The sequence below is a fragment of the Larkinella sp. VNQ87 genome, from assembly GCF_049445795.1.
GTDB lineage: Bacteria > Bacteroidota > Bacteroidia > Cytophagales > Spirosomataceae > Larkinella.
The window spans coordinates 239369-265090 of record NZ_JBMSDT010000001.1 but is presented as its reverse complement, the minus strand read 5'-3'; the positions used below and the strand labels follow the sequence as shown (position 1 = coordinate 265090).

The window sequence follows — 25722 nt, the reverse complement described above, 5'->3', positions numbered from 1 at the left end:
ATTACAGACTGAAACCTACTTTAAATCCAACCGGTATGGTCCACGGCATCACGTTTTGTAGCTCAATACCTTGCCGGAACCGGCCCCCATCGGCCTGGAAAGCACGCTCGGGATCGATCCCGATTTTAGCAGCCGTCCACAGCACCAGATTCCGGGTGTAGACGGAGATGTTGGCATTACGCAGACCGAACAACTTCGGGACACTGTAACCCAGCGACAGCTCACGTAGCTTGATAAACGAAGCGTCGAACGTGATTTGCTGGTTGTAGCTCCAGGGGTAAGTGTCGGTAATCGGGTAGATGTTCGTACCGGGGCCGCCCAGGTGTTCGGTATAGGTACCGTCGGCGTTCTGAATCACGCCCGGGATAAAACCGCCGTCGTACTCCAGCACCCCATCGCCATTGGAATCGAAGCCCATTCCGCCCGTTGCCTGCGTATGACCACCGACGCGGGGGAAGTTGCCATTCTGCGGAATGATGTATTGACCCGGATCTGATTTCAGCAGCGCGGCCAGATCGGCGGCTGAGTACAGACCACCCGGAATCAGGTTGTCGAGTTGACGCTGTGACCGCCAGTCGGATTCACCATACCGGTAGGTGTACGACTGGAAGTTACCCCCGCTCCGCCAGTCAAAGCTGGCATTCAGCGTGAAGCGTTTATAGGATAACGACGCTTGCATCCCCATCATAAACCGGGGGTTGAAGTTCCCGACTTTCACCCGCTTGTTGCGGTCGTTGACGGCAATCCATTCGCCGTTTTTGCTCAGGATCGGCCAGCGGTAGTAGGGAGAGCTGGGGTCTTCCACGTACGCAAAACCCCGGCTGTAGAGGTTCCCGATTTCTTCACCGACGAACGAGAAGGCACCCCCGTTGTTGTCGTCCCAGAGCTGGTAGTAATCAATGCCCGGTGCCAGTTCCTTGATGGTCGTGCGGTTGCGCGTAAAATTCAGGTTCAGGTCGAGAGTCCAGCCGTTGGCATCTTTGATCGGTGTACCGCCCAGCGCGATCTCCCAGCCTTTGCTGACGAGCGCACCGGCGTTGATCAGCTTGCTGCCAAAACCGGAAGAGGTCGGGGTGGTGACGGTCAGAATCTGGTTGCGGTTTTCGGCGTTGTAGTATGTTCCGTCAAACCGTACCCGGTTGTTGAACAGGTTCAATTCGACCCCAAACTCGGTGGAGGTCTGAATTTCCGGCTTCAGTTGCGGGTTCAGCAGGGTTCCTGAAACATTGGTTGTAATGAGCGTTCCCCACGAACCGGTTCCGAGGGCCGGAACCAGCCGGTACGGATCGGTGTCGTTCCCGACCTGCGCCCAGTTGGCCCGCAGTTTCAGGAGTGAAATCTCCTGCGGCAGGTTGAAGGTATAATTCACCAGCCAGCTCAGCGAAGCCGACGGGTAGAAATACGAGCGGTTGGCGGCAGGCAGCGTGCTCGACCAGTCGTTCCGGGCGGTCAGATCCAGATAGACCTGGTCTTTGTATCCAAAGTTCGCTGTTCCCAACAAGCTGTAGATGGCTTTTTCGTAGGTACTGTTGGTAAATTGCAGCGCCGAGTTCGGCACGTTGGAAATACGGTACAAACCCGGAATCGTCAGTACGGAACCGCCCATGTACGAGTCACGGTATTTTTGAGTCATCACGTTACCACCGCCGGAAATGCTCCAGTCGAAATCGCCGATTTTCTTGCGGTACGTTACCATTCCATCGATGTTCGTTTCCTGGCGGGCAATGTCCTGCAGGTAATAACCGCCATTCCGAACCCGCGAATAGCTCCAGGGGATTTTGGTTTCCCGGTTTTCCGTAAACTGGTCGTGCGAGATCCGGCCATAAGCCGTCAGCTCCGATGTAATGTTCCAATCCAGTTTGATGTTCCCGTAAATGCGGTCACGGGTAAACCCGTTGTTGAGTGCATAAGCCAGAAAATACGGGTTGTCGCCATTGGTCGACGGTGCCCGCTGCTGAATCTGTTCGCTACCTGGCACCCAGTAATCTTTCAACTGACGAACGTCTACGTGCGGATACAGGTAGACGGCTTCGAGGGGGTTCGCACCCCGGTTGTTGGTCGAGGGGCGGTTGTTCGATTTCGAGCGAACAAAATTCAAGTTGGTACTGAGTTTGAAATTCTTGCTGATGTCAAACGAGACCGCCGATGCCAGCGAGTTACGGAACAGGTCGGAGTTCGGAATTAACCCCTTGTTGATCATGCTGTTGAACGAGACCCGGTAGGTAGTCTTGTCGCCCGCGCCCGCCAGGGCAATGTTGTTGGTCGACGTAATTCCGGTTTCCAGGAAGTTCTTCATGTTGTCTTTGTACGACACCAGCGGGGTCGCCACTTTGTTGCCATCGGCTCCCACGGGGCTGTTCCATTGCACGGCGGTATTGCCCACGTCCAGGGCCGGGCCACCCCAGTAGGCCGAGCTTTCGTCGAGCCGGTTGTTGCGGTCGCCGTTGGCGTATTTGTAGTGGAAATCGAGGTATTCATACGGCCGTTCGAAGACGTTGCTGCTCGAAAACGTAATGCCGACACCTTTGCCTTTGCTTCCCCGTTTGGTCGTGACCAGAATAACCCCGTTACCGGCCCGTGAGCCATAGAGCGCAGCCGCGCTGGGGCCTTTCAGGACCGAGATGCTTTCGATATCTTCCGGGTTCAGGTCGGAGATGGCGTTTCCGTAGTCGACGTTATTCCGGTCTCCCATAGCCCGCAGGTTGTTCAGGCTGTTGGCAACCGGTACCCCATCGATCACGAACAGCGGCTGGTTGTCGCCGGTCAGCGATTTGGCCCCCCGAATTACCACACTGATGGAAGAACCCACCCCGCTGGTCTGGTTAATAGCAACGCCCGGTACGCGGGCGGCCAGGGAGTTCATGGCGTTTTCCTGGGCTACCTGCGTAATGGCATCCCCCTTGACATCCGATACGGCATAGCCCAGCGAGCGCTTTTCGCGCTTGATCCCGAGGGCTGTCACGACGGCTTCCTGGAGGGTTTCGGTACTTTCCGTGAGCGTAATGTCAACCACGCTTCGACTTCCAACAGCCACCTCCTGCGGCTGAAAACCGATGTACGAAAAAACCAGCACCGGGTTTGAACCGGTAACATCGATGGAATACTGGCCGGATGCATCGGTATTGGCACCCGTTTGCGTCCCTTTCAGCACCACGTTCACACCGGGAAGAGGAGCGCCATCGACGCTGGACGAAACCCGCCCGCTTACTTTACGACCTTGTTTGACTTCGGTCGGTTCGGCGGGTTGGCCGTTTTTTCGGCGAATCACAATGTTTTTGTTCACGGCCTTGAATTCCAGCGTCGACTGCTGGGAAATGCTGACCAGAATGTTTTGTAAATTCGTGCCGTTCTCAATCCGAACCCGTTTGTCGAGATCGGTTTTCAGGTTGTCTTCGTATAAGAAAACATACCCGGTCATTTTGGTGATTTTGCCAATAATCGCGCTGATTTTCCCTTCTTCGCGGGCGAACGTAATCTTAACATTTTCCAGATCGATTTCGGGTCGATTGGCCCAGGCCGAGGAACAGCAAAGCCCCGCGAAAACCACGACGGCGAAGACGTGCCTTAGCATTCGTTGGAAGATAAAATTTGTGTTCATAAAAGATTGGATTAAGTAGTGTTTTAACAGATAGTTTGACGTTTAAAACGGTTTGAAATCCACTCATTTTTTGGCTATTAAGACGTGTTTTTTGCGGTTTTCATCGCACATGTTTTTGATTTTATTCATTTCGGATAATAATTGTTCGGCCCTTTATTTCGTACCGGGCGTCGATAGCGTAGGTGATCGATTCCAACATGGAATCCAGATTTTCATTCAGGTGTTTGCCGGTTAAGGATGTGCTATAAAGTGCTGAATCGGCGACGATAATATCGACGTTATACCATTTTTCGAGTGTATGCTCTACCGATCGGAAAGGTGTGTTATTGAACATCAGTGAACCGTCGACCCAACTACTTTCCTGCACCGCATTGACGCCGATAACCCGAAAGTTTTTTGTTGATTTATTGAAAATTAATTTCTGATCTTTCTGGAGAATAATTGGGTCCCTTTCTGTGGAATTTAAACTGACGCCCACCCGGCCCGAGCGGACCGTTATTTCGACTTCCTCCTCATCCTGGTAATCCTTGACATTGAAAGACGTACCGAGTACATCTATTTTGACATCGCCGACGGAAATGGAAAACGGCCGGGCTTCATCCCGCTGTACGTCAAAAAAGGCTTCACCTTCGAGCAACACGGTTCGGACGTCCGGATCAAAGGTTTTCGGAAACCGGATTTTGGAATCAGAATTCAATTTTACCAGACTCCCGTCGCTCAGCTTTACGTTCCGGCGTTTACCCCGGGGAACTACCTCTTCGCTCGTCGAAGCCGGCGATAAAACCGGGCGGTGACTCATTTGTCCAACGGGATGGCTGACCTGATTCTGGTGTTTGTTTATGAAATAATACGAACCGATTCCGACCCCGAGTAACAGCACGAAAGATGCTGCCAGGCGGCCATAAGAGCCCCATGGCGCCCGAAAAGGTAGCAAGAACCGGTTATGCTTTGACAAATTTTCAGGGTGAGCAGTGTGGGTGGCTTCGGCCGTAAAATCCGGATTTTCCTGTTCGATTAAGTCATTGAAATACTGTTCAAGTATAGGTGAGTACTGATTCAATACCTCCTCCTGGCCCAATCCAGCCAACAGCTCATCCAATTCATTCTCGGACAGCGTGTTGTTGATTAGCCTATTAATCAGATATTCAGCGCGGGACCGTTGCATTCCAGCGTACGTTTGGTAAGATGCCTATATTACGGTTGGGTCGATCTAAAAGACTATCGCTCAGAGAAATATTTTTATCCGCAAACCGTCAGGTCAGCCAAAAACAAAAAAGCCACCCGAGAGCAACCTCTGGGTGGCTTTTTTGTTTTTGGAAAAAGAACCATCAGGAAGTGGCTACATCCACTTTCTCGCGCAAAAACTGCTTGGCTTTAACGAGTTGGTTTTTGACAGTATTTTTGGAGATCATCAGCATTTCGGCAATTTCCTGATACGATTTTCCTTCTTCAATATTCAGAAATAAAATCTGTTTCCGCTTCTCAGATAAAAGATTGACGGCCGAATATAAAAGCTGAAATTTGGTCTCTTTATCTTCTGCCTCTTCATCTCGGACAGCTGCCATTTTTTCCATGTATATCTGTTTGAGTTGGTTATTCTTCTCCATCTTTTTCAGATGATCGAATGCCATATTGCGCAAACAGGTAAACAGATAGGAGGTAAAATTAAGGGTAGGGTTAATCTGCGCCCGGCGATCCCATATTTTGATAAATACTTCATGAATCATATTCTCTGCTTCTTCTTCATCCTTCAGAAGGGTGATGCAGAACTTCAGGGCGGGCGTCCGGTAGTGCTTGTATAGCTCCGCAAAGGCAGCCTGATCGCCCTGGATTACTTTACGGAGAATATGTTCATTGAGGCAATCCATTGCTGTGGGAGATTAGGAATCATGGTCAAATTACGGTCAATGGGGTATGAGTACTCTTTGTAGAGATGGTTCGTGAAGCGAATAAGCTAAACTAGGTATTTTTTTTGAGTCCTGCGTCGCAAAAAGCGTAAATCTATCCTCATTTTGCGTTGTGCTCCGTGAGTTGATCACTTTTGCGATTTCCGGGCTTTGTATTGCTGGTACCGGCGGTTGTATTCTTCGAGTTGCTCGGGCTTAAACCGCTTTTGATACTCGGCAGGCAAGTCAAGCCGTTCAGCCATTTGAGCGGGAGCCCGATCGATTAGTTGGTTTTGTCCTTTACTGGTTTTGGTTAATTCGAATGAATCGTACAGTTCGCCCGTGACGGTAAAAGCCTGGTACGAAAGTTTGCCGCCGTCGATGGAAATAATCTGGTATAATTGAGTGTTCGACGCGGCACGGTCCATCCAGTCCTGCAAACCAAGTTCGTACATTTTAGGTCCGCTGACCGACACGACATAAACCGGCCCGTCGGGGTATTTGCGGCTTTTGCCCAGGGGCATGTTCAAACCGCGTCCGTAGGTGTGGTCGTGGCCCTGCAACACCAGATCAACCCCGTATTTCTTGTAAAGAGGTTCCATTTTAGCCCGCCATTCGGAGTTGTCGCGGCCGCTCGCCGTCGAATAAATCGGATGGTGGTGCGTCACGACGGTCCAGCGGTTTGGGTTGTTGGTGAGTACCTTCGTCAGCCAGTCGGCCTGCTGGGCCAGGACGGTCGAGTCGAGCAGGGCACCCTGTGAATCGAGCGACACAAACCGGGTGCCTTGATAATCAATGTAATAAGCGGTTTCCTTTAATTTTTCCGGTCCATTTTCGGGCAAGACAAACGAAGGACGCCAGTGACGCGATACTTTCCGCTTGCCGTCGTCGTCTTTGAAATATTCGTGATTGCCGGGTGTCGCCAGAGTCGGCACCATGCCGTTGACCCAACCCCCCGCTTCGAACCATTCCCCCCATTGCCAGTCGGCGTTGGAAGTTGTGATCAGATCGCCCGCGTGAATCATAAATGCCGCCTTCGGCATCGTCGAGTAAGCCCCCCGAATGGCTCGTGACCAGAGCGAACGAATGTCGTTCTGCGCATCGCCAAAGTAAATGAACGAAAAAGGAGCCGGGCTGTTTTGGGGGGTCGTAAACTGAAACCACTCCGTCCAGATGGTGCCGTTGCCGACGCGGTAGTTGTATTTCGTACCCGGTTTAAGATTGGTGAAATGAACGGTATGGTAGTGCTTGGTCGTGCCGTCGAGCTTCACGATCTGGGTGGTTCCGGTTACCAGTGTTGCCTTTTTTTCCACATCCGGCGACGGATCAGCTTCAGCGATGGCTCCCACGGCTTTCGTCACGGTCGAGTCGGTGCGCCAGTTGACCGACTGCGAGGTTGCCGGGTTTTCCTGCCAGCCTAACGTCAGGCGATCCGGGTAAGCAGTTGGCAAGTACGGTTTATGTTCCTGAGCAAACGCGCGGAAGTGGGTTGCAACGGCAACGAGAAGAAAGAGGAAAGTACGGGTCAGTGAGCAAAAAAAATTCATAAAAAAGCTTTTTCACCAGGAGTTATACGGCCAAAGTTGGCAAAAGGACTATTACCAGTATGTTAAACTTTTCATTTTCAGAAATTCTGTAAAATGCCGGGTCAGTCCAGTAGCCTGGAAATGGGGTTGGTGAGTATACTTAGACGTAGAAACTCCCCGGCTACGGTATGGACTCAAAATGGACGCATCTTCTTGCTGCTGTTGCCCTGACAACGGCCCTGCTGGGGGCGTGCCGTCCGGAGGACGGAAGAGACGGCGAAGCGGTGATCTATCAGGATGTGTCGTTCTGGCAGGAATACCACGAAGCGTATCCCCTTGGTACCAACCCGGAAGCTAACCAGGTGCGGAGTCTGACGGTCGACCCGCAGAATACTGTCTGGGCGGCCACGGCAGCCGGGGTTTTCCGGAAAAAAGCCGACAGCAACCAATGGGAACCGGTTTTAGACGCAACCGATCAGGGACCGGCTTTTGCCGTGGAGGTGGATGCTGAGTCGGCGGTCTGGCTGGGGACCTGGAACGGTGTTTACCGGTTTAAGGCTGGTAAAGTCGAGCGAATGACCAGCCCCACGGCACCGATTTCGGCGTTTTGTGTTGCGCAGGAAGGCGTGTACGCGCTCGGACCGCACGGCGTCTGGCTGCATACCAAGGCGGGTTGGGAACAAAAGCAGTACAAACTGGCCCGGTCGATTCGGGATGCGGTTTCCGATCAGCAGGGCGGTTTATGGGTGGCTACGGATGTGGGGCTGTACCACGCTCGGGCGGATTCGGCTGAGCACCTGGTTTCGACCAGGCACCTGATCAGTGCTTATATCAAGGGAGTGGCTTTTGACGGCGAGCAGAAGCTGTGGGCGGGCGGATTGGGTGGAGTGACGGTTTTAAACCAGAACCAGAAACAACGTACCCTGCGGCAAGCCGACGGTATCCCGTCCAACTTCGTCACCTGCGTAGAACGCTCGCCCGACAGCACCATGTGGGTCGGAACAGAGGTTGGCGTGGTACGTTATCGACCCGATGGGAGCCATTCCCTGCGCTTCAGCCGACGCTGGCTGCTCGACGACCGCGTAAACGACATTGCGTTCGATGCAGAAGGAAATGCCTGGTTGGCAACTCCGCAGGGCGTGAGCGCGATCAAAAAGGGGAAGATGAATCTGGCTCAAAAGAACGATTACTTCTACGATGTGCTAATGCGTCGGCACATTCGCGAACCGTGGATTGCGGGCCAGTGCAAGCTGAAAACGCCCGGCGACACCACGACCTGGGCCCCGGACGACGATGACAACGATGGCGAGTACACCGGCAATTACCTGGCGATGGAATGTTTTCGGTACGCGGCCGCAGGCAGCGCCGATGCCAGGGAAAAAGCCGCTAAAGCCTTCCGGTTTTTGAAGCTGTTGCAGGAGGTGACCGATACCGACGGTTTTTTTGCCCGCACCATCGTTCCGGCCTCCTGGACCGAGGTACACGACGGAAACCGCCAATTTACAGCCCGCCAACTGGCCGACGAACTCGTGAAAGAACCGCGTTTCAAGCCGGTGGAAGTCCGCTGGCGGAAGTCGAAAGACGGGCACTGGCTCTGGAAGGGCGACACCAGCAGCGATGAGCTGTGCGGCCACATGATCGGGTATTACCTGTATTACGAATTGGTGGCCGACGAAGCCGAAAAGAAACTCGTTCGGCAGCACGTGGCCCGGCTGGTCGACTACCTGATCAGGCACAACTATAACCTGGTCGATACGGACGGAAAACCGACACGCTGGGCGGTTTGGTCGCCGGATCAGTTGAACCACGACCCGGAATGGATGCCCGACCGCAACCAGAATTCGATGGAAATGCTGGCGTTTCTGAAGCTGGCCCACCACGTAACGGGCCAGCCGAAGTATGAGAAGGAATACCGTCGGCTGATTGACCAGGAGCATTATCTCGATAACATGGCGAAAGTGCCGGAGCAGAATCCGGCCTGGTTTATTTATTTCGATGTGATGCTGCAAGCCTACGTGTACCCCATTCTGATCCGGTGCGAGAAAGACCCCAAACTGCGGGATTTCTACGAAAAACACATGGATGCCTGGATGGAACGGCGCAAAGGTGATCAGAACCCGCTCGTCAATTTCTTTTACTGTTTTGCCCGGAATAAAAAGGCAGAACTGGCGGCATCGGTGGACTTCCTGGTCGATACACCCCTCGATCTGGTCAACTGGTCTATCGACCACACCAAGCGGGACGATGTGCAGATTAGCCGCAACCCGGTTTTGGATGAATTGCAAATCAACGCGTTGCCGCCCGCGAGTATCCGAACTGTGGTGCGCTGGGACAAAAATCCCTGGGCCGCCATCAACGGACACCCCGACATCGAGCGCGAGCCGGTTTTCTGGCTCCTGCCGTACTGGATGGGGCGGTATTTGAAAATGATCGAATGAGAGGGATTGAATTATTACACAGGGTTTATCAGAGGTAATCAGGGATTATCAGAGAAAACCCTGATTACCTCTGATATTCTCTGATAAACTCTGTGTAACAGAAAAAGATGAAAAGACTAAAAACCCTTATCCTCGCCGTTTCAGCGGGAATCGTTGCCGCGCATGCCCAGCCGAAAATCCCCTACGCCGAGCAGCTTGGCTATCCGAAGGGCAAGAAGGTGGTCATTTTCCACGTTGACGATGCCGGGATGTTCCTATCGGCCAACCAGGGTACCATCAAATCGATCGAGAACGGCGTTGCCACGTCGACCAGCATCATGATGCCCTGTGCCTGGGCGGCCAGCTTTGTCAATTACGTCCTGAAGCACCCGACCATCGATGCCGGGATTCACCTGACGCTGACGTCGGAATGGAAGGATTACCGCTGGACTCCCCTGGCCGGGATCAAACAGGTGCCGAGCCTGACCGACCGGGAAGGCGCGTTGTGGCCGTCGGTGGCTGAGGTTGTGAAAAATGCGAGTCCCGACGAGGTGGAAACGGAGATGCGGGCGCAGATCGACCGGGCGCTGAACATGGGCCTGAAACCGACCCACCTCGATTCGCACATGGGCACACTCTTTGCCACTCCGGCTTTTCTGGAGCGCTACATTAAAGTAGGCGTGGAGTACGGCATTCCGGTGATGTTTCCCGGTGGCAACAATACGCTCCTGGCCGATAGCGAGATTCAGCCAGTGATCGAGAAGCTGAAAGCTGAGGGAAAATACCGGGAGGGAATGACTCTGCCCATTCCGGAAGCGATCAAACAGGCTCCCGTCATCGGTGAGAAAATCTGGAAAGCCGGGTTGCCGGTTTTAGATGATTTGTACGCTGATACGGGCGGTTGGAAACCGAAGGACGACCCGAACCCCAGCCCGGAAGCCTGGGGAAAATACAAAACGCAGCGGTTTAAGGAAATTCTGACCAAGATGAAATCGGGCGTTGCTATGATCATCATTCACAGCAACGATCAGAACGAATCCTTCAAATACATCAGCGGTTCGGGCGGCTCGCGGTATGCCGATATGCTCTCGATGATGGATCCCGAGCTGAAAAAATTCATTGAATCGGAAGGGATCATCCTGACCACCTGGCGGGAGATGATGGAACGCCGGAAAGCCATTAAAGTAAGATGATTAGGAGAGTTTGTGCGTTTTTTTTTCTGGTATTGGGCATCCATAACGGTGTGTGGGCGCAATCAAAGTCGCCGGTTGTTCGGGAGGAGTTGATTTTCCCGAATCAGCCGCAGCATGTTCACGGGAGCAGTTTGGTGGCCCTGCCGAATGACGATCTGCTGGCGGCCTGGTTTCAGGGTAGCGGGGAACGAACGGCTGACGACGTGAAAATCATGGGTGCGCGGCTGGTAAAAGGACAAAAAGCCTGGAGTGATCCATTTGTGCTGGCCGATACGCCCGGTTTGCCGGACTGTAATCCGGTTTTGTTTCTGAATCGGCAGGGAAAATTGTTTCTGGTCTGGATTGCCGTACAGGCCAACCGCTGGGAGGAATCAATTCTCCGGTTCAAAACCACGAATGACTACAGCAAAGCCGGTGCGCCGGTCTGGACCTGGCAGGACAACATCCTGCTAAAACCGGACGAACGGTTTGCCAAAGAAGTGGAAAACCGGTTCAAGCAGTTGCCGAGAAACACGTCCGGCTGGGCGGAATATGCGCCCCCGTACGATGAGATGATTTTGGAAGCCAGTCGGGATGCCCGCAAACGAAGCCTGGGCTGGATGACCCGTATCAAACCGCTGCTGCTCGACAACGGACGCATTTTGCTGCCACTATATTCCGATGGCCTGAATATGTCAATGATCGCCATTTCCGACGATGACGGTACATCCTGGCGGCCCAGTCTGCCGATTGTCGGGCGCGGACCAATTCAACCGGCGCTGGCCCGGCGGAAGAACGGAACGCTAGTGGCCTACATGCGCGACAGCGGGGATATGCCGAGTCGCGTACACACCAGCGAGTCGTCGGATCAGGGCGAAACCTGGACGGCGACCATCAAATCCGATATTCCAAATACCGCCAGCGTCGAACTGCTGCGGTTGCGGGACGGCAAATGGGCGTTCCTTGGCAACGACATCGACGATGGCCGATACCGCCTGAGCCTGTTTCTGTCAGACGACGAAGGAAAAACCTGGCCCTGGAAATTTCGGGTCGAAGATAAAAAAAAGAACGAAGGCGGTTTTTCGTATCCCTGCCTAATTCAAACCCCGGACGGTCTACTGCACATGACGTACTCCCACCATTTGGAAAAGGGCGAAAAGTCGATCAAACACGTAACCGTCGATCCGGAAAAGCTCATCAGCGCGCCCGTGACGGCCGGTTCGTCGGGCAGAAACCAACCTAAATAACTGAAAACCTGAATTATTCATAACTACTTGACTAACCCACCCTGTCAGCGTCGGGCCATCGAACGGTTGCAGACCCTGACAGGGTATAGAACTCTTCTCAATTTTGTGACCAAGTTTCCCTGGCAGGAGCATTAGCCACTTTCGGGGTGTAACCTTTAATTTGATTATGCGAACACCAAGCTACTTATCTTTTTTAGTATTCTCATTGATCGCTACGCTGGTTCGGGCACAAACCGTCTACCAGGATAAACCATTTTGGCAGGATTACAGCATCAAGTATTTTGGGGATGCCGCCAACGGCACTTTGCAGGCGGTTGTAGCTGATCGAAATGGCGCTATTCAACTAATCAATACCAGGGGGGAACTCCTGCATCCGCACGACGGGCAGTTTTTGTATCCCGGCACGCTGCGCCCCGACAATACCTACCGGTTTACGAAAGACAAGAACCTGACGGCCCTGGGCGTATATGAGCAGCAGTTGGTGTACCTGACCGATAAAGTGGTTTTTAGCAATGCCTGGGCCGGAAAGCTATTCTCCGAGCACGGCTTGCCGAAAGCCCGGTTTTTTGCGGGCGGGGCCGGTTTTACCTTTCTAGTTTCCGACGGCGCTTCGCTGAACCTGGTGAAGGACTCGAAAAGTCTCTGGAAAGGCAGTTTGCCGGGCGACGAGGTGGTGGCGGTATTGTACCAGCCCGGAGCAAATCAGTTCTGGGTGCTGGGTAAAAAGTCGTTGTCGACGCTTTCAGTGACCAGTCCCAAACTGACAAATGTGCTTGCCGGAGCCAATTTTACCGCTTTCGCCCTGGCCGATGGTGGCAAAAAAATCATTGTCGGAACAACGGACGGTTATTTGGAATACGATGTCGTCGGCAAGAAGCAACTCGGTGGGCTTCAGCAGAAACTCCCCTGGACGGAAATTACGGCGGTGGCTGAGATCGACGGGAAGATCTGGTTTGGCTCGACCAAAGGCGCGTTCGCCCGGCGATCCGATGGCAAGTTTGATTACTACAACGGCGAACGCTGGTTGCCCGGCGACGAAGTCGTTCAGATTTCGAAAGGGCCGAAAAACTCGGTGCTGGTGCTGACCAAAGTCGGTTTGGGGCAACTCTGTTTCAAACAGATGACGCTGCACGACAAGGCGATTTTCTTCGACCAGCAGGTACGCAGCCGCCACATCCGGGTAGGCTTCAATTCAACGCTGAGTGGCATGGAAAAGGGCAACCTGGCCACCGGTTACCTGGACGATTCGGACAACGACGGGTTGTGGACCTCCATGTACCTGGGCGGGGAGATTTTCCGGTATGCCGTGACGAAAGACCCCGAAGCGCTGCAAAACTGCCGGGAGTCGCTCGACGCGATGGAGCGGTTGTACACCATCACGGGCGTGCCCGGTTTTCCGGCCCGGTCGTTCGAACGCAGCGGTCACATCAAGGAACTGTCCGATCCGGAACGCTGGCAGCACAGCAAACACCCCGACTGGGACTGGAAATCGACCACCAGCAGCGATGAGGTGATCGGGCATATTTTTGCGTTCGGGGCGATGGCTGAACTGATTCCCGACAAGGATCTGAAAAGCCGGGCCATCACGCTCATCGACACGTTGATGAGTCACATCATCAAAAACGATATGTACCTCGTTGATTTTGACGGAAAACCGACGCAGTGGGGCCGCTGGAATCCGTCGTATGTCAATGCCTTCCCGACCAACGTCGGCGACCGCAAACTGAACTCCTCAAACATCGTGGCCATGCTGCAAACCGCCTATCACTTTACCAAAAAAGAGAAGTATAAGAGGAAGGCATTTGAGCTGATGCAGAAACACGGCTACTATGCCAACATGATGCGGCCCATGAGCGAGATTGGCCGGGCGCCCGCCGATGCCGACGAGCACAGCAAGCACATGTCGGACGGCTGGAACCACTCGGACGATGAGATGTATTTTGTCGGCTACTGGGGATTGTACCGGTACGCCCTCAACGATACGCTGAAAACCCGGTACAAGCAGCAGATTCTGGACCACTGGCAGGCCGAGCGACCCGAGAAGGAGGGTGCCTGGAACATCTTCACGGCCATGACAGGCACGAAAGACTTTGACTTAAAAGAAGCGATCTGGTATTTGCAGGAACATCCGCTCGACCTAATCGACTGGAACATCCAGAACAGCCACCGGAAAGACATCGAAAAACTGCCGGAAAATTTCCGCCGGCAAACGACGAAGGAGGTGCTCCCGCCCGACGAACGGCCCATTCAGCGGCACAACGGGAACATGTTTACCCTCGACCGGAAAGGCCGCAACGGCAGCTCGGAGCACAGCGCGGGCGACATCTGGTTGTTGCCCTACTGGATGGGAAGGTATCTGGGCGTCATCTCCGGACCAGCTTCTGGTAAATAGGAAGTTGTTACACAGGGTTAATCAGAGAATATCAGAGTTACGCAGGGTTTTCTCTGATTACCTCTGATATTCCCTGATTAACTCTGTGTAACAACCAAGGCTTACTACCCCCAAAATGAAACCACTTCTCCTCTTTTTTCTCACCACTCTTGTCTGGCAATCGTACGCCCAGCGGCCGGTTTATCAGGATGTGCCGTATGCGCAGGATTACAGCGTCAAGCATTACCTGAACGACACGACCGTTCGGGTTTCGAAAGTCTACACCGACCGCAACGGGATGGTTCAGGTGCTGTCGGAAAAAGGCTTGCTGCAACCACAGGGCGGGCAGTTTCAGTATCCCGGAACGCTGGAACCGGTTCGGGCGTACCGACCGATGAGCGATATAAAACTGCTGGATCTCGGCCTGACGCAGCGGCAATTTGTTTACCTGGATGCTCAAACCGTGTTCAGCAACGCCTGGGCCGGGAAGTTGCTGGCGAATCACGGCTTGCCCAATGCCCGGTTTTTCTGCCCGGCCGCCGACCGCTCGACCTACCTGGTGTCGGACGGTACAACGCTGAAGCTGTTGCAGGATTCAACGGTTGTCTGGACCGGAAAAATGGACCGCGATCCGGTGAAAGCCATCCGGTACGATGCGGAGAAAAACCGCTTCTGGCTGCTGGGTAATCAGTCGCTGAGCCAACTCAGCTTGTCGGATAAAAAACTCAAAACCGTTCTTGTACAACCCGGCTTGACCTGCTTCGACATCGTTCAGAACCAGGTGTATGTCGGCACGCACGAGGGCTATTTTGTCTTTGATCCGGAGCAGCAAAAAGCCGTAGGGGCGGTTCAGAAAAAGCTTCCGGTGCCTGATCTGACCACGATAGCCTACGTTCATGGCAACCTCTGGTTTGGGTCAAATCAGGGTGCATTCCGGTTGCGACCTGATGGCCGGTTTGATTATTACTACGGAGAACGGTGGTTGCCCGGAAACCGGGTCATGCACATCTCGGAAGGCGAAGGGAATACGGTTTTAATCTTGACAACCAAAGGCTTAGGGCAGATCCGTTTTCGGAATATGACCCTGCATGAGAAAGCTTTGCTGTACGAAAAGCAGGTGCGGCAGCGGCACATTCGCTACGGGTTCAACTGCGATGTTTCAACGCTGAAAAACGGCGATTTGTCGACCTTCGAAATGGGGCAGCGCGACAGCGACAACCTCTGGACGGCTATGTACCTGGTTAGTCAGTTATACCGCTACAAAGTAACCGGCGAGCCCGAAGCGTTGCAGAACTGGATGGAGTCGTTCGAAGCGATGGAGCGCCTGTTTACGATTACGGATATGCCTGGCTATTTTGCGCGTGGTTTTGAGCGAAGCGGTTACTTTAAGTTTAAGCCGGAAAAATGGGATGGCGGGCTGACGAATGGCTGGACCCACGCCAAAGACCGGCGCTGGGACTGGCGCGGCACCACCAGCAGCGACCAGACCGTCGGCCAGTTTTTTGCCCTGACCCAGATCGCCGAACTGACGGAAGGCGACACCCGGATGCGCGCCATTGATCTGATTGACAAGCTGATGACTAATATCATTCGAAATGACTGGTACCTGATTGATTTCGATGGGAAACCGACGCTCTGGGCCAAGTGGCACCCGGATTATGTCAATGGCTTTCCGACGATGGTCGGCGACCGGAAAATCAACTCCTCCAACATCCTCGCGTTTTTGCAGGCGGCTTATCATTTCACGAAAAAGCCGGTTTATAAGGAAAAGGCCTATGAACTGATGCAGAAACACGGATACCTCGATAATGCGCTGAGGTCACTGAGTCAGATTGGCCCGGCACCCGCCAACGCCAGCGACTGGGCCAAGATGCTCGCCAAAGAGTGGAATCATTCCGACGATGAAATGTACTTTCTGGCCTACTGGTGCCTGTATCCGTACGCGTTCGATGTTGACCTGAAAACCCGGTTTGGCGCGACCATCAAAGAACATTGGGAATTTGAACGCCCGGAGAAAAACAGCCTCTGGAATTTCAGTTACGCCATGACTGGTGCGGACTCGTTTGATTTGCCCGAAAGCATCTGGCATTTGCAGGAATTCCCACTGGATATGATCGAGTGGTCCGTTATGAACAGCCACCGGAAAGACCTGGCGTTTGTGCCGGAAAATTTTCGGGGACAGACCACGAGCGAGGTGCTGCCACCCGACGAACGCCCTGAACTGAAGCATAACCGCAACCTGTTCAAACTCGACCGGCCCGGCGGCAACGGCCAGAGCGAACTCAGCGCCGGTGATTCGTTCTTGTTGCCCTACTGGATGGGAAGGTATCTGGGGGTGATCTCCGGGCCGAGTAAGTAAAAAGGTGGTTGTTTCGCGGAGATGAACGGAGGTAAAAAGACGGGGCCGCCCGGCGGTTACGCAGAGTTTCTAGGAGAAAGACTTACGCGAGGGGTTGTTTAATTACTAAACAATGCGGATCTTTATTTTCGATTAGCCATGCTATGACCCGCCAAGAGCTAGACAAATTAATCGCCTTACACGAAAGCCGTTTAGCGTATTTCATGAACATTCTGAACCATCACTTACGACATTGAGGCAAGGGATGAACAGAAGGAGTGGGCAGATTTTTTGACGAAGGAAAAGAAAATTCTGAGTGAGCTGAAAGCCATGAAGGCGGATGATGAGTAACACCGAGGGCAACAGGCTTCCATTCCCAAACCGATTAACATGGAAAATCTTGCAAAAATTGACTTGGCCGCAGAACTGGAGGAGTTGAAACGGGGGCAGCAACAGACGCTTGCCTTCCTGCGCAAGCACGGACATGAACTCGACCTGGGCGAATGGCTGTCCATTCGGGATTATGCCAAAAAGCATCGAATGTCAATCCAACGGGTTCACAACTGGATTGAGCGGGGCAAAATCCCGGCCGACTGTGTGGAGGAATTACCGATGTTTAATAACATCCGCATGGTTCGCGACCGACACTACAAGTAACCTGATGTAAGACACAAATAACCCCCGGCTGAAAGTCAGCCGGGGGTATTTTTTGCTCCGCTCAACCGCCGGGTGACCCCGTCTGCAAAGCAACTCTTCATTCTTAATTCTTCATTCACAACGCATTCGCCCCGTAGCTGGCGCTGAAGAGTTTGCCGTCGCTGAAATAGATGCTAATCAGTACGTCGCTTTGAACCGGTTGGTCGTCGATGATCATGGGGCGCCAGCGTGGCATATCCCGCAAAGCCTCGACCATTTGCCGAACCATCTCACGTTCGGCGGAACGCTGCTCAATATACGAAACCGGGTGTAGTCCGAACAGAATGCCTTCTTCTGACAAGCTCCCTTCCAAGGTAATGAACTGCGACGGATTGGTGGGCTGAAACTTCCGGAGCCGTTCGCGCAGAAATTGAACAAACTTTTTCGAACCGCCCTCAAAATCAGAGGGTTGTACGAGGGGTTGGCAGTCGACAGCGGTGCCGTCAGCCGTGTAACACTCGCCTTTTCGCGCAAAACCCTGCCGGTACAATTCCCGTCGTTTCAGCGTCCCATCTTCGTAATAGGAGAAGAACGGACCATTAATCTGGTTTTCTTTGAAGTCGCAGGTCCAGTGAAGTTGGCCGGTGGGATACCAAAACCGGGCCCGCCCGTGCCGAATACGCTGTTGGAAATCGCTGTAATGTTCTTCGGCCAGACGCTGGTTGTTCAAGTCGAAAAGTCGGACCGTGGCGACCTTTTTCCAGCGATCGTGGTAGGTAATTTCCTCAATCGAATTGCGATACTGTCGGCGCTCAACCCGGTTATCCAACCGGTTTCTCTTTTTGGTTTCGTCATCCGGGCGAGCCAGCAGGAGGCTGGTAAAGCAGAGGAGATAAAAAGCGTTCATCAGTTTTTACGATCTAGATGGATGAATGAATAAGCATCGGTATTTTTGTTCACCGGTTTGGCGAATAACCCAGGTAGATGGGTACCGATCTATTGCTTTGGTACTATTATTTACTACTTAAGTTCAATATAACAAGAATTGAATTCATGCTGTTACTCAATAAAGCACTTTTTTTTGTTTTGGTTTTAACGGGAGTCTTTACCCGCAGTTTTTCCCAGCAAAAGGCCACGAATACGTACCGAAACCCGGTGATTGCGGGCGACTTTGCCGACCCCTCGGTGATCCGGGTGGGCGACACCTATTACGCCGTCGGGACCTCCTCGGAATGGGGGCCAGCTTACCCGATTTACACCTCGCCTGACCTGATCAACTGGACGTATGTCGGACCGGTTTTTCAGAGCTTACCGACCTGGACGATGGGTAGTTACTGGGCACCCGAGCTATTCCATCGGAACGGGACGTTTTACGTCTACTACACCGCCCGCCGGAAAGCTGACAAACGTTCGTACATCGGCGTTGCCAGTACCCGCGACCTTCGGAAAGGCTTTACCGATCACGGTTTGTTGCTCGAATGGACCAGCGAAGCCATCGACGCGTACGTAATCGAGGATCAGGGGAAACTATTCATTACCTGGAAAGCCTACGGACTTGACAAGGGAAAAGACATTGAGCTGCTGGGGGCCGAACTATCGCCCGACGGTCTGAAGGTAACCGGAAAGGCGTTTCATCTGTTGACTGCCGAACGCAACACCTGGGAAGCGGGCGGGGCTGAAGGCCAGGCAATTTTCCGGCGGGGGCGGTATTTTTACATGCTCTATTCGGGCAATGCCTGCTGCGGAACGGGCTGCAACTACCAGGTCGGGTTGGCCCGGGCCGAAACACTGCAAGGCCCCTGGGAGAAGTTTGCCGGAAACCCCGTGTTGGTGGGCGACGAGGCCTGGAAATGCCCCGGGCACGGAACGGTGGTTACGACGCCCGACAACCGGTATTTCTACCTTCACCACGCCTACAACGGCACGGATTTCACCTTTACGGGTCGCCAGGGCGTGCTGAGCGAGCTGGTTTGGGACGCCAAAACCGCCTGGCCGGTTTTTCGGTACGGAAACACAACGCCCGCACAGGCCGAATCGCCCACAAAAACTGCTCCGTTGACCAGCCGGGATCTGGTCATTGATTTTGAAAAACCGCCGGTTGAAATGCCCTGGGTGTGGGATGTCAGCCAGCCGAAACCGTCGTTTACGGTCGAGAAGGGCGTGTTGCACCTGCAAAACACAGCGACGGGTCCGACCGGCAGTTTTCTGGGGATGGTACTGAAAAAAGGACGGTATACGTTCTCGGCAAGGGTGCTGCCGAAATCCGATGCGATGCAGAGTGTTACGCTCTATGGTGATGCGTCCCATGCGCTGGGCCTGGGTGTCGGGCGGGAAACGCTGGAACTCTGGCAGATTAAAGACGGTGTTCGGCAGGTGTTGAAATCGCAGCCGTTGCCGGCAACAACCGGGCCGGTGCAATTGCAGATTCAGAGCTACGGCGGCCCCTATTTTGATTTCTACTGGACTATTGACAACGGAAAACCGGAGCGGTTTACCACGTCGCCGGTCGAGGGTGCCTTCTTGCCCCGCTGGGACCGCGCCCCGCGGATTGGTCTCAGTGTTTCGGGCGAAGGGCGAGGGGCGGTTCAGGCCGTGGCCTTGCGGTACGACTAACGGTCAGGGTAACCCGCCGGTGATTTCTTTCAGGTAATCGAAAAAAGCTTTCTTGCGCGGAGAACTGATCTGCCAGTTGATCGGGGGTGACTGATACCCGTCGTCCAGGCCTTCGCCCTTCATGCGGTAATCGAAAAAGCCCCACGACGCGTAGGCGATGGTGGCCGACCGGAAGTTGTTGGCCGGTTTGTCGAAATCGAAATGATCGTCTTCGTTGAATACGATGGGCACTTTCCGGTTGCCAGCCAGGGCGCGGGTTTGCTGCACCATTTCCGTAATCCGGGCCGGATCTTTCACACCGTTGCCGTGTAAGAGCAAAAAGTCGGCTTCGCGGACGACGTTTTCCGTCGGGATTTTGCCGCCACTGAAGCTGGTGCTGACCAGAAACCGGTGGCCCCGGATTTTGCGGTTTTTCACGCGCTGAATGAGTTCATGCACGCGCTCCGGTTTCAGAATGTCGTGGTCGTAGCGGATATCGCATTCGTTGTTGATTTCGATGATCACATTTCGGTAATCGCCATCGGCCAGAATATCCAACGTGTTATCGACGGCATTGATCACGGCGGCTTCGTTTTTTAGGTACTGATCCTGCCCAAAATAAAACAACCCTAGAATCACCACCATGCCGAGTTCGTCGGCTTTGTTGAGAATGCGATGAAGTCGACGGGAGTAGAACGGATCATACGAGCCATTCGGGTTAAACATGGAATTGATCCACGGCTGGTCTTTCGAGTAGCCTTCCGGGCTGCCGCCCTGCAAATTGAGCGTAAACGCCAGCAACCCATGCGCTTTCCAGACCGGCATAGCGGCTACGAACTCGTCCGTGTTGCGGTCAGCATCCCAGGTTTTGGTGTCGGGATAGGCCCATTTCGGTCGGGTCGAAGAGTTTCGGTCGTCATAAATACCCTGCACCAGACGCGCGTTGGGCAGTAAGCCTTCAATCTTATAGCCGTTCCAGCTTCGGCCCTGAAACGTCGGTTTTCCATTAATATAAAACTGGTCGCCCCTGATCGAAACCGTGGTGTTCCGTTTGGGTGGTTTTATTTTCTGGCAAAAAACCGGGAGCGTCAGCAGAAGCAGGCCGACGAGGGGTGTTAGCCACGGAAGGCGGTTTTGAATCATGATGCGGTTCAGGAAATGAATGGGTAAGGTATTCATTTCCCGGAAAAAGAAAAAGGCGCCGGTGGGCGCCCTTATCATTCATAGGTGGTTGTATCAACTCCGGTATTGTTGTTCCAGTTGACGGAGCCGTTCGCGTTGGCGGTTGTTCAGCACCGAAAGCAGGTCTTTTCGTTTCTGCCGCACCAAGTCGCGGTATTCGCGTCGGTCGTTGCGCTCAGTGCGGGTCAGGCCCCGGCGTTCGTAGCGTTCCTGAATGTTCCGGATTTCGCGTTTCTGGCGGTTGGTCAGCCGCAATTCATCCTGCCAGCGTTCCAGTTTGTTTTCCAGCGGAATTTCCCGAACACTCCGGTCGTCGTACCGGCCGTAGCGGTCATCCCGGCGATCGTAGCGATCGTACCGGTCAGTTGTGGTTCGGGGCGATGCACAGCCCCCGATCATCAGTGCCACGGTCGCGATCATTATCAATGCCTTTTTCATGTCCGTTTCGAATTTGTTGTTGATGTGGGTTGGATGCTTGTTTGGGCCTGAGGTTTAATAAGCTGCTTAAAAATAAATGGCCCTTGATACTCTCCTTTGCCCCTAACCCCTAAAGGGTGCAGAAAGCACCCTTTAGGGGTTAGGGTAAATAAAACTGAAAAGCTCCCGGAAGTCCAGGAGCTTTTTCTTTATCATATTTGTTGATCCAGCTTTCTTTACACGACCCTGTCTCCGCGAATCAATCGTAAAATGATGGCAATTACGGCAATCACCAGCAGAACGTGGATAACGTTGCCCAGACCGAAACTACCAAAACCTAACAAGCCGACTAACCAAAGGATGATCAAAACCACCGCAATGACATAAAGCAGATTTCCCATGACGTTTCCTTATTTAGGTGAATATAAGTTGTGTACGTTCAGCTAAACAGAAAAATGTATGCCAAAGCCCGAAAAGCCGGTTTATAGGCTAATTGAGGGGTTTTGCTGATAAATTTGTACCGAAAAACTACACAAATCGTCATCGTTTTGGGGAAATATCTACACAATCAGGGCGATACCTGAACAATCACGCGCTGGTAGCGTGTCAGAGCCGGTGTGCCTTTGTCGGTCACTTTTAAGATAAAGTGGATGGTTTGGGGGCTGGTTACATCCGGGGCTTTGATGGTGTGGAGATTGATCAGGTTGGGTGAAAACGGCGCAAACCGAACCGGTTCTTTGAATGTACCGGCTTCCGGATACTGAAACCAGTAATAACTCAGGGCATCGCCATCCGGGTCGTAGGTTCCTTCGGCATTCAGGCCAAATATTTCCCCGGACTTCACGCGCAAAGTAGTTGGATGGGCTAGCTTGACGACCGGCGGGTGATTCGCCTGTTTGTAATCGGTTACCATCCAGTCCATGCGGGCGGCAAAATCGTGCTGGAAGTCTTCCCGCCAGCGCCACAGCGTCACCTGGCTGCTTTTGTAGCGGGTTGTATCCGTTACATACGGTCTTCCCCAGCTTGATGCCACCAGGGGTGAGTAGGAATCTTCGGCATTGGTCCAGATCGGGCGGGTTTCGGTGCCGGAAACCGGCATCGTCACCACCTGGCCCCCCTGCGTGCGGCCACTCATTGGTGGCCCGGCCGAGGGTTCAGCTACGGGGGTGTATAGCTCATATCGGCCACCCCAGCCACCGTATTCCGGGTGTTCGGGGTTGTTGAGTCCGTTGGGAATCAGGCCCAGAAACGAGGGCGTGTCGCCTTCCATGCCGTAAGCCACATCCGGGTATTCCAGCCCCAGCGGCCCGTGCCCCTGCTGAATATGCCGGGCAATCCACGCGTTGCTGACCACCTCGTTGTTGGCCCCCGGAAAGTTGCGGGTGATGCCCGACCAGGTGGCGGTTCGGTAACTGCCCGGACTGACGATAAAAAAAACGTCCGGGAACGTTTTCCGAATCCAGGGGCCGGAGTCGTCCTGGTCCGAAATGGTGTATACACGCAGTTTCTGGTACAGGCGGGCGGCTTCCGGGGCCGGTCGGGTTTTCTGAATTTTCCAGAGGGCCTGCGCCAGGCAGTTCGGGCCACCCCAGACCGAAATCCAGACCGGGCGTACATCCGGTTTTTCAAGCATCCGGATGATCCAGTCCGAACCTTCGGAGTCCTTGTTTTCACCGACGCCTGTCAGGCCGTAGACCGCCAGCCCTTTTTTGACCTTCGCTTTCAGTTCGGCGGCAGTTGGATAGCCTTTGGCATGTTTCAGCAAATTCGGCTGGATTTTGCCGTACGCATTCAGGATTTTGTGGATGCTTTCGGGCGCGACCCGGTTTCGCTGGTGGGTCGAGGTGGTGGCGATGAGCCCTTCGACATCAAATTCGTTGGCGTAGGCCAGAAACCGGACCAGCGACTGGGCATCGTCCGGATCGGCTTCAATATCCGTGAGTACGATCACCCGGGACTTCGAATATGGTTGGGCCAGGAGTAGGACCGGTTTTAGAATGAGCAGGAAGAGGAGAACCGAAAAGCGCAACGGGTTCATGAGGGAACGGATTTAGGATGGTTTATGGCAATTCAATCTCTAAAAAGTTTCCCAAAAAACCGTATGGACACACAAAACAAAAACCCCGACCGTCGGGCCGGGGCTTTCGTGATGAATCGCGGGCGATGAATTACATCATACCGCCCATGCCGCCCGGGTGGCCGTGTCCGGCACCACCAGCGGGAGCTTCTTCCGGTTCGTCGGCAACCACACACTCGGTGGTCAGCAGCAGACCGGCGATCGAAGCAGCGTTTTCCAGCGCCAGACGCGTCACCTTCGTCGGGTCGATGATACCGACGCCGATCAGGTTTTCGAACTTGTCTTCGCGGGCGTTGTAACCGAAGTCGGCTTCGCCTTCTTTCACTTTGTTGACGATCACCGAGCCTTCGCCACCGGCGTTGGCCACGATGGTCCGCAGCGGAGATTCCAGAGCGGTCCGGATGATTTGCACACCGGTTTTCTCGTCTTCGTTCAGCGTGTTGACGTTTTCGAGCGATTTGATGGCCCGGATCAGGGCAACACCACCTCCGGCCACGATCCCTTCTTCAACGGCCGCACGGGTTGCGTGCAGGGCATCGTCAACGCGGTCTTTCTTCTCTTTCATTTCGACTTCCGTAGCCGCACCGATGTACAGGATGGCTACCCCACCTGACAATTTGGCCAGCCGCTCCTGCAGCTTCTCACGGTCGTAGTCTGAGGTCGTGTTTTCGATCTGTGCTTTGATCTGATTGACGCGACCGGCGATATCTTCTTTGTGACCAACCCCGTTGACAATAGTCGTATTGTCTTTGTCGATGATGATCTTTTCAGCCTGACCCAGGTATTCGATCGAGGTGTTTTCCAGTTTGAAACCACGCTCTTCGCTGATGACCTGGCCGCCCGTCAGGATGGCGATGTCTTCCAGCATGGCTTTCCGACGGTCGCCAAAGCCCGGCGCTTTTACGGCGGCTACTTTCAGCGCACCCCGGATTTTGTTGACCACCAGCGTAGCCAGGGCTTCTCCGTCGACGTCTTCGGCGATGATCAGCAGCGGACGGCCCGTCTGAGCCACCTGCTCCAGCACCGGCAGCAGTTCTTTCATCGACGACACTTTTTTCTCCGAGATCAGGATGAACGGACGCTCCAGTTCAGCTTCCATTTTCTCGGTGTTGGTTACGAAGTACGGCGACAGGTAACCCCGGTCGAACTGCATCCCTTCCACAGTTTTTACTTCCGTTTCGGTTCCGCGGGCTTCTTCCACGGTGATGACACCTTCTTTCCCAACTTTCTCCATGGCATCGGCAATCATGTTACCGATTTCCTCGTCGCTGTTAGCCGAGATCGTTGCGACCTGAGCGATTTCTTTAGAGGTTTCAATAGCGCGTGATTGCTGACGCAGGTTTTCAACAACAACCGTAACGGCTTTGTCGATCCCGCGTTTCAGGTCCATCGGGTTGGCACCGGCGGCTACGTTTTTCACCCCGATCGAGTAGATCGACTGGGCCAGAACCGTAGCGGTCGTCGTACCGTCACCGGCTGAGTCGGCGGTTTTAGAAGCCACTTCTTTCACCAACTGAGCGCCCATGTTTTCCATGGCGTCTTTCAGTTCAATTTCTTTGGCAACCGTCACACCGTCTTTGGTGATGGCCGGTGAGCCGAATTTCTTGTCGAGAATAACGTTGCGGCCTTTGGGTCCGAGCGTTACTTTCACAGCATCCGCCAGGGTATCAACGCCCTTCTTGATCTTGTCGCGGGCTTCGGTATCGAAGAAAATTTTCTTAGACATAGCAGTAATGAAATGATGAGTTATGAATGATGGATTATGAATGAAAAAACCGGCTGAAGGATGGTGTCATCGTTCATCGTTACTCATTCATCATTGACTTAGATGATGGCAAAAATGTCCGACTCACGCATGATGAGATACTCTTTGCCTTCTACAGTGATTTCCGTACCAGCGTATTTGCCGTACAATACCGTGTCACCCACCTGAACGGTCAGCGGCTCATCTTTTTTGCCCGTACCCACAGCGACAATCGTTCCGCGCTGGGGTTTTTCTTTTGCCGTATCGGGGATGATGATACCGAATGCGGTTTTTTCTTCAGCAGGAGCCGGTTCAACCAGCACCCGGTCAGCCAACGGTCTTACGTTTACTTTACTTTCCGTTACTGCTTCCATAATGGGCTTGTGTTTTAGAAGTTGAATTGATTGTGGTTAATAAAGGGCTCGACGGTTCTGTCGAACTGACGCTCGTCCAGTAGGCATTTATTGTGCCAGACACCCATGTCAGTTAGAGACTGACAAAATTACCGGTTTTTGGTGT

18 protein-coding genes are annotated in these 25722 nt (G+C 53.5%); 7 read left to right on the top strand and 11 right to left on the bottom strand.

The window, feature by feature from the left end:
• Position 1 precedes the first annotated feature (1 nt).
• The 4 genes from ACO2Q8_RS01135 to ACO2Q8_RS01120 form a co-directional block, all read right to left on the bottom strand.
• Complete coding sequence (locus tag ACO2Q8_RS01135; protein WP_423342931.1) at positions 2-3598, bottom strand: SusC/RagA family TonB-linked outer membrane protein; 3597 nt, start codon at positions 3596-3598, stop codon at positions 2-4.
• A gap of 121 nt (positions 3599-3719) precedes the next feature.
• Positions 3720-4763: a FecR family protein gene (locus ACO2Q8_RS01130; protein ID WP_423342930.1), complete on the bottom strand. Its 1044-nt coding sequence runs from the start codon at positions 4761-4763 to the stop codon at positions 3720-3722.
• Between the two features lie 163 nt (positions 4764-4926).
• On the bottom strand, positions 4927-5466 hold the full coding sequence (locus ACO2Q8_RS01125) for an RNA polymerase sigma factor (RefSeq protein WP_423342929.1): 540 nt from the start codon (positions 5464-5466) through the stop codon (positions 4927-4929).
• 167 nt (positions 5467-5633) lie between these two features.
• Positions 5634-6935 (bottom strand): fibronectin type III domain-containing protein, encoded by a 1302-nt coding sequence (locus ACO2Q8_RS01120; protein ID WP_423342928.1) that lies wholly within the window; start codon positions 6933-6935, stop codon positions 5634-5636.
• A 263-nt stretch (positions 6936-7198) separates the two neighbouring features.
• Here ACO2Q8_RS01120 and ACO2Q8_RS01115 point away from each other — a divergent pair, with 263 nt between their 5' ends.
• The 6 genes from ACO2Q8_RS01115 to ACO2Q8_RS01090 all read left to right on the top strand — a co-directional run bounded on the left by ACO2Q8_RS01115 (position 7199) and on the right by ACO2Q8_RS01090 (position 17212).
• Entirely contained in the window at positions 7199-9448 is a 2250-nt protein-coding gene (locus ACO2Q8_RS01115; protein ID WP_423342927.1) for a ligand-binding sensor domain-containing protein, read from the top strand.
• 107 nt (positions 9449-9555) lie between these two features.
• Positions 9556-10620, top strand: coding sequence for a polysaccharide deacetylase family protein (locus ACO2Q8_RS01110; RefSeq protein ID WP_423342926.1), 1065 nt, complete (start codon positions 9556-9558; stop codon positions 10618-10620).
• 50 nt (positions 10621-10670) lie between these two features.
• Positions 10671-11846 carry a sialidase family protein gene (locus ACO2Q8_RS01105; protein WP_423342925.1) on the top strand — a complete coding sequence of 392 codons (1176 nt, stop codon included), beginning with the start codon at positions 10671-10673 and terminating at the stop codon, positions 11844-11846.
• Positions 11847-12012: 166 nt separating this feature from the next.
• Positions 12013-14238, top strand: a complete 2226-nt coding sequence (locus tag ACO2Q8_RS01100; RefSeq protein WP_423342924.1) for a hypothetical protein — start codon at positions 12013-12015, stop codon at positions 14236-14238.
• Positions 14239-14353: 115 nt separating this feature from the next.
• On the top strand, positions 14354-16576 hold the full coding sequence (locus tag ACO2Q8_RS01095; RefSeq protein WP_423342923.1) for a hypothetical protein: 2223 nt from the start codon (positions 14354-14356) through the stop codon (positions 16574-16576).
• Between the two features lie 369 nt (positions 16577-16945).
• On the top strand, positions 16946-17212 hold the full coding sequence (locus ACO2Q8_RS01090) for a hypothetical protein (RefSeq protein ID WP_423342922.1): 267 nt from the start codon (positions 16946-16948) through the stop codon (positions 17210-17212).
• Between the two features lie 115 nt (positions 17213-17327).
• Here the strand turns inward: ACO2Q8_RS01090 and ACO2Q8_RS01085 are convergent, their stop codons facing one another.
• On the bottom strand, positions 17328-18098 hold the full coding sequence (locus ACO2Q8_RS01085; protein ID WP_423342921.1) for a toxin-antitoxin system YwqK family antitoxin: 771 nt from the start codon (positions 18096-18098) through the stop codon (positions 17328-17330).
• A 146-nt stretch (positions 18099-18244) separates the two neighbouring features.
• Between ACO2Q8_RS01085 and ACO2Q8_RS01080 the strand changes: the two genes are divergently transcribed.
• Positions 18245-19804: a glycoside hydrolase family 43 protein gene (locus tag ACO2Q8_RS01080; RefSeq protein ID WP_423342920.1), complete on the top strand. Its 1560-nt coding sequence runs from the start codon at positions 18245-18247 to the stop codon at positions 19802-19804.
• Positions 19805-19807: 3 nt separating this feature from the next.
• Here ACO2Q8_RS01080 and ACO2Q8_RS01075 read toward each other — a convergent pair whose 3' ends face one another.
• From ACO2Q8_RS01075 to ACO2Q8_RS01050, 6 genes are all read right to left on the bottom strand, one after another.
• The gene (locus tag ACO2Q8_RS01075; RefSeq protein ID WP_423342919.1) at positions 19808-20962 is read right to left on the bottom strand and encodes a hypothetical protein; all 1155 of its coding nucleotides are present in this window, start codon (positions 20960-20962) and stop codon (positions 19808-19810) included.
• 57 nt (positions 20963-21019) lie between these two features.
• Positions 21020-21403, bottom strand: coding sequence for a hypothetical protein (locus ACO2Q8_RS01070; RefSeq protein ID WP_423342918.1), 384 nt, complete (start codon positions 21401-21403; stop codon positions 21020-21022).
• Between the two features lie 215 nt (positions 21404-21618).
• Positions 21619-21783: a lmo0937 family membrane protein gene (locus ACO2Q8_RS01065; RefSeq protein ID WP_423342917.1), complete on the bottom strand. Its 165-nt coding sequence runs from the start codon at positions 21781-21783 to the stop codon at positions 21619-21621.
• Between the two features lie 167 nt (positions 21784-21950).
• Positions 21951-23420, bottom strand: coding sequence for a nucleoside hydrolase-like domain-containing protein (locus ACO2Q8_RS01060; protein ID WP_423342916.1), 1470 nt, complete (start codon positions 23418-23420; stop codon positions 21951-21953).
• A gap of 130 nt (positions 23421-23550) precedes the next feature.
• The gene (groL, locus tag ACO2Q8_RS01055) at positions 23551-25185 is read right to left on the bottom strand and encodes a chaperonin GroEL (protein ID WP_423342915.1); all 1635 of its coding nucleotides are present in this window, start codon (positions 25183-25185) and stop codon (positions 23551-23553) included.
• A gap of 98 nt (positions 25186-25283) precedes the next feature.
• Positions 25284-25577 carry a co-chaperone GroES gene (locus tag ACO2Q8_RS01050; RefSeq protein WP_134034078.1) on the bottom strand — a complete coding sequence of 98 codons (294 nt, stop codon included), beginning with the start codon at positions 25575-25577 and terminating at the stop codon, positions 25284-25286.
• Positions 25578-25722 lie beyond the last annotated feature (145 nt).

Coding starts and splice junctions, on each gene's coding strand:
- ACO2Q8_RS01130 (WP_423342930.1), bottom strand. CDS start 4,763: ATGCAACGGTCCCGCGCTGAATATCTGATTAATAGGCTAATCAACAAC.
- ACO2Q8_RS01115 (WP_423342927.1), top strand. CDS start 7,199: ATGGACTCAAAATGGACGCATCTTCTTGCTGCTGTTGCCCTGACAACG.
- ACO2Q8_RS01135 (WP_423342931.1), bottom strand. CDS start 3,598: ATGAACACAAATTTTATCTTCCAACGAATGCTAAGGCACGTCTTCGCC.
- groL (WP_423342915.1), bottom strand. CDS start 25,185: ATGTCTAAGAAAATTTTCTTCGATACCGAAGCCCGCGACAAGATCAAG.
- ACO2Q8_RS01065 (WP_423342917.1), bottom strand. CDS start 21,783: ATGGGAAATCTGCTTTATGTCATTGCGGTGGTTTTGATCATCCTTTGG.
- ACO2Q8_RS01100 (WP_423342924.1), top strand. CDS start 12,013: ATGCGAACACCAAGCTACTTATCTTTTTTAGTATTCTCATTGATCGCT.
- ACO2Q8_RS01110 (WP_423342926.1), top strand. CDS start 9,556: ATGAAAAGACTAAAAACCCTTATCCTCGCCGTTTCAGCGGGAATCGTT.
- ACO2Q8_RS01085 (WP_423342921.1), bottom strand. CDS start 18,098: ATGAACGCTTTTTATCTCCTCTGCTTTACCAGCCTCCTGCTGGCTCGC.
- ACO2Q8_RS01060 (WP_423342916.1), bottom strand. CDS start 23,420: ATGAACCCGTTGCGCTTTTCGGTTCTCCTCTTCCTGCTCATTCTAAAA.
- ACO2Q8_RS01050 (WP_134034078.1), bottom strand. CDS start 25,577: ATGGAAGCAGTAACGGAAAGTAAAGTAAACGTAAGACCGTTGGCTGAC.
- ACO2Q8_RS01070 (WP_423342918.1), bottom strand. CDS start 21,403: ATGAAAAAGGCATTGATAATGATCGCGACCGTGGCACTGATGATCGGG.
- ACO2Q8_RS01075 (WP_423342919.1), bottom strand. CDS start 20,962: ATGAATACCTTACCCATTCATTTCCTGAACCGCATCATGATTCAAAAC.
- ACO2Q8_RS01125 (WP_423342929.1), bottom strand. CDS start 5,466: ATGGATTGCCTCAATGAACATATTCTCCGTAAAGTAATCCAGGGCGAT.
- ACO2Q8_RS01095 (WP_423342923.1), top strand. CDS start 14,354: ATGAAACCACTTCTCCTCTTTTTTCTCACCACTCTTGTCTGGCAATCG.
- ACO2Q8_RS01090 (WP_423342922.1), top strand. CDS start 16,946: ATGGAAAATCTTGCAAAAATTGACTTGGCCGCAGAACTGGAGGAGTTG.
- ACO2Q8_RS01080 (WP_423342920.1), top strand. CDS start 18,245: ATGCTGTTACTCAATAAAGCACTTTTTTTTGTTTTGGTTTTAACGGGA.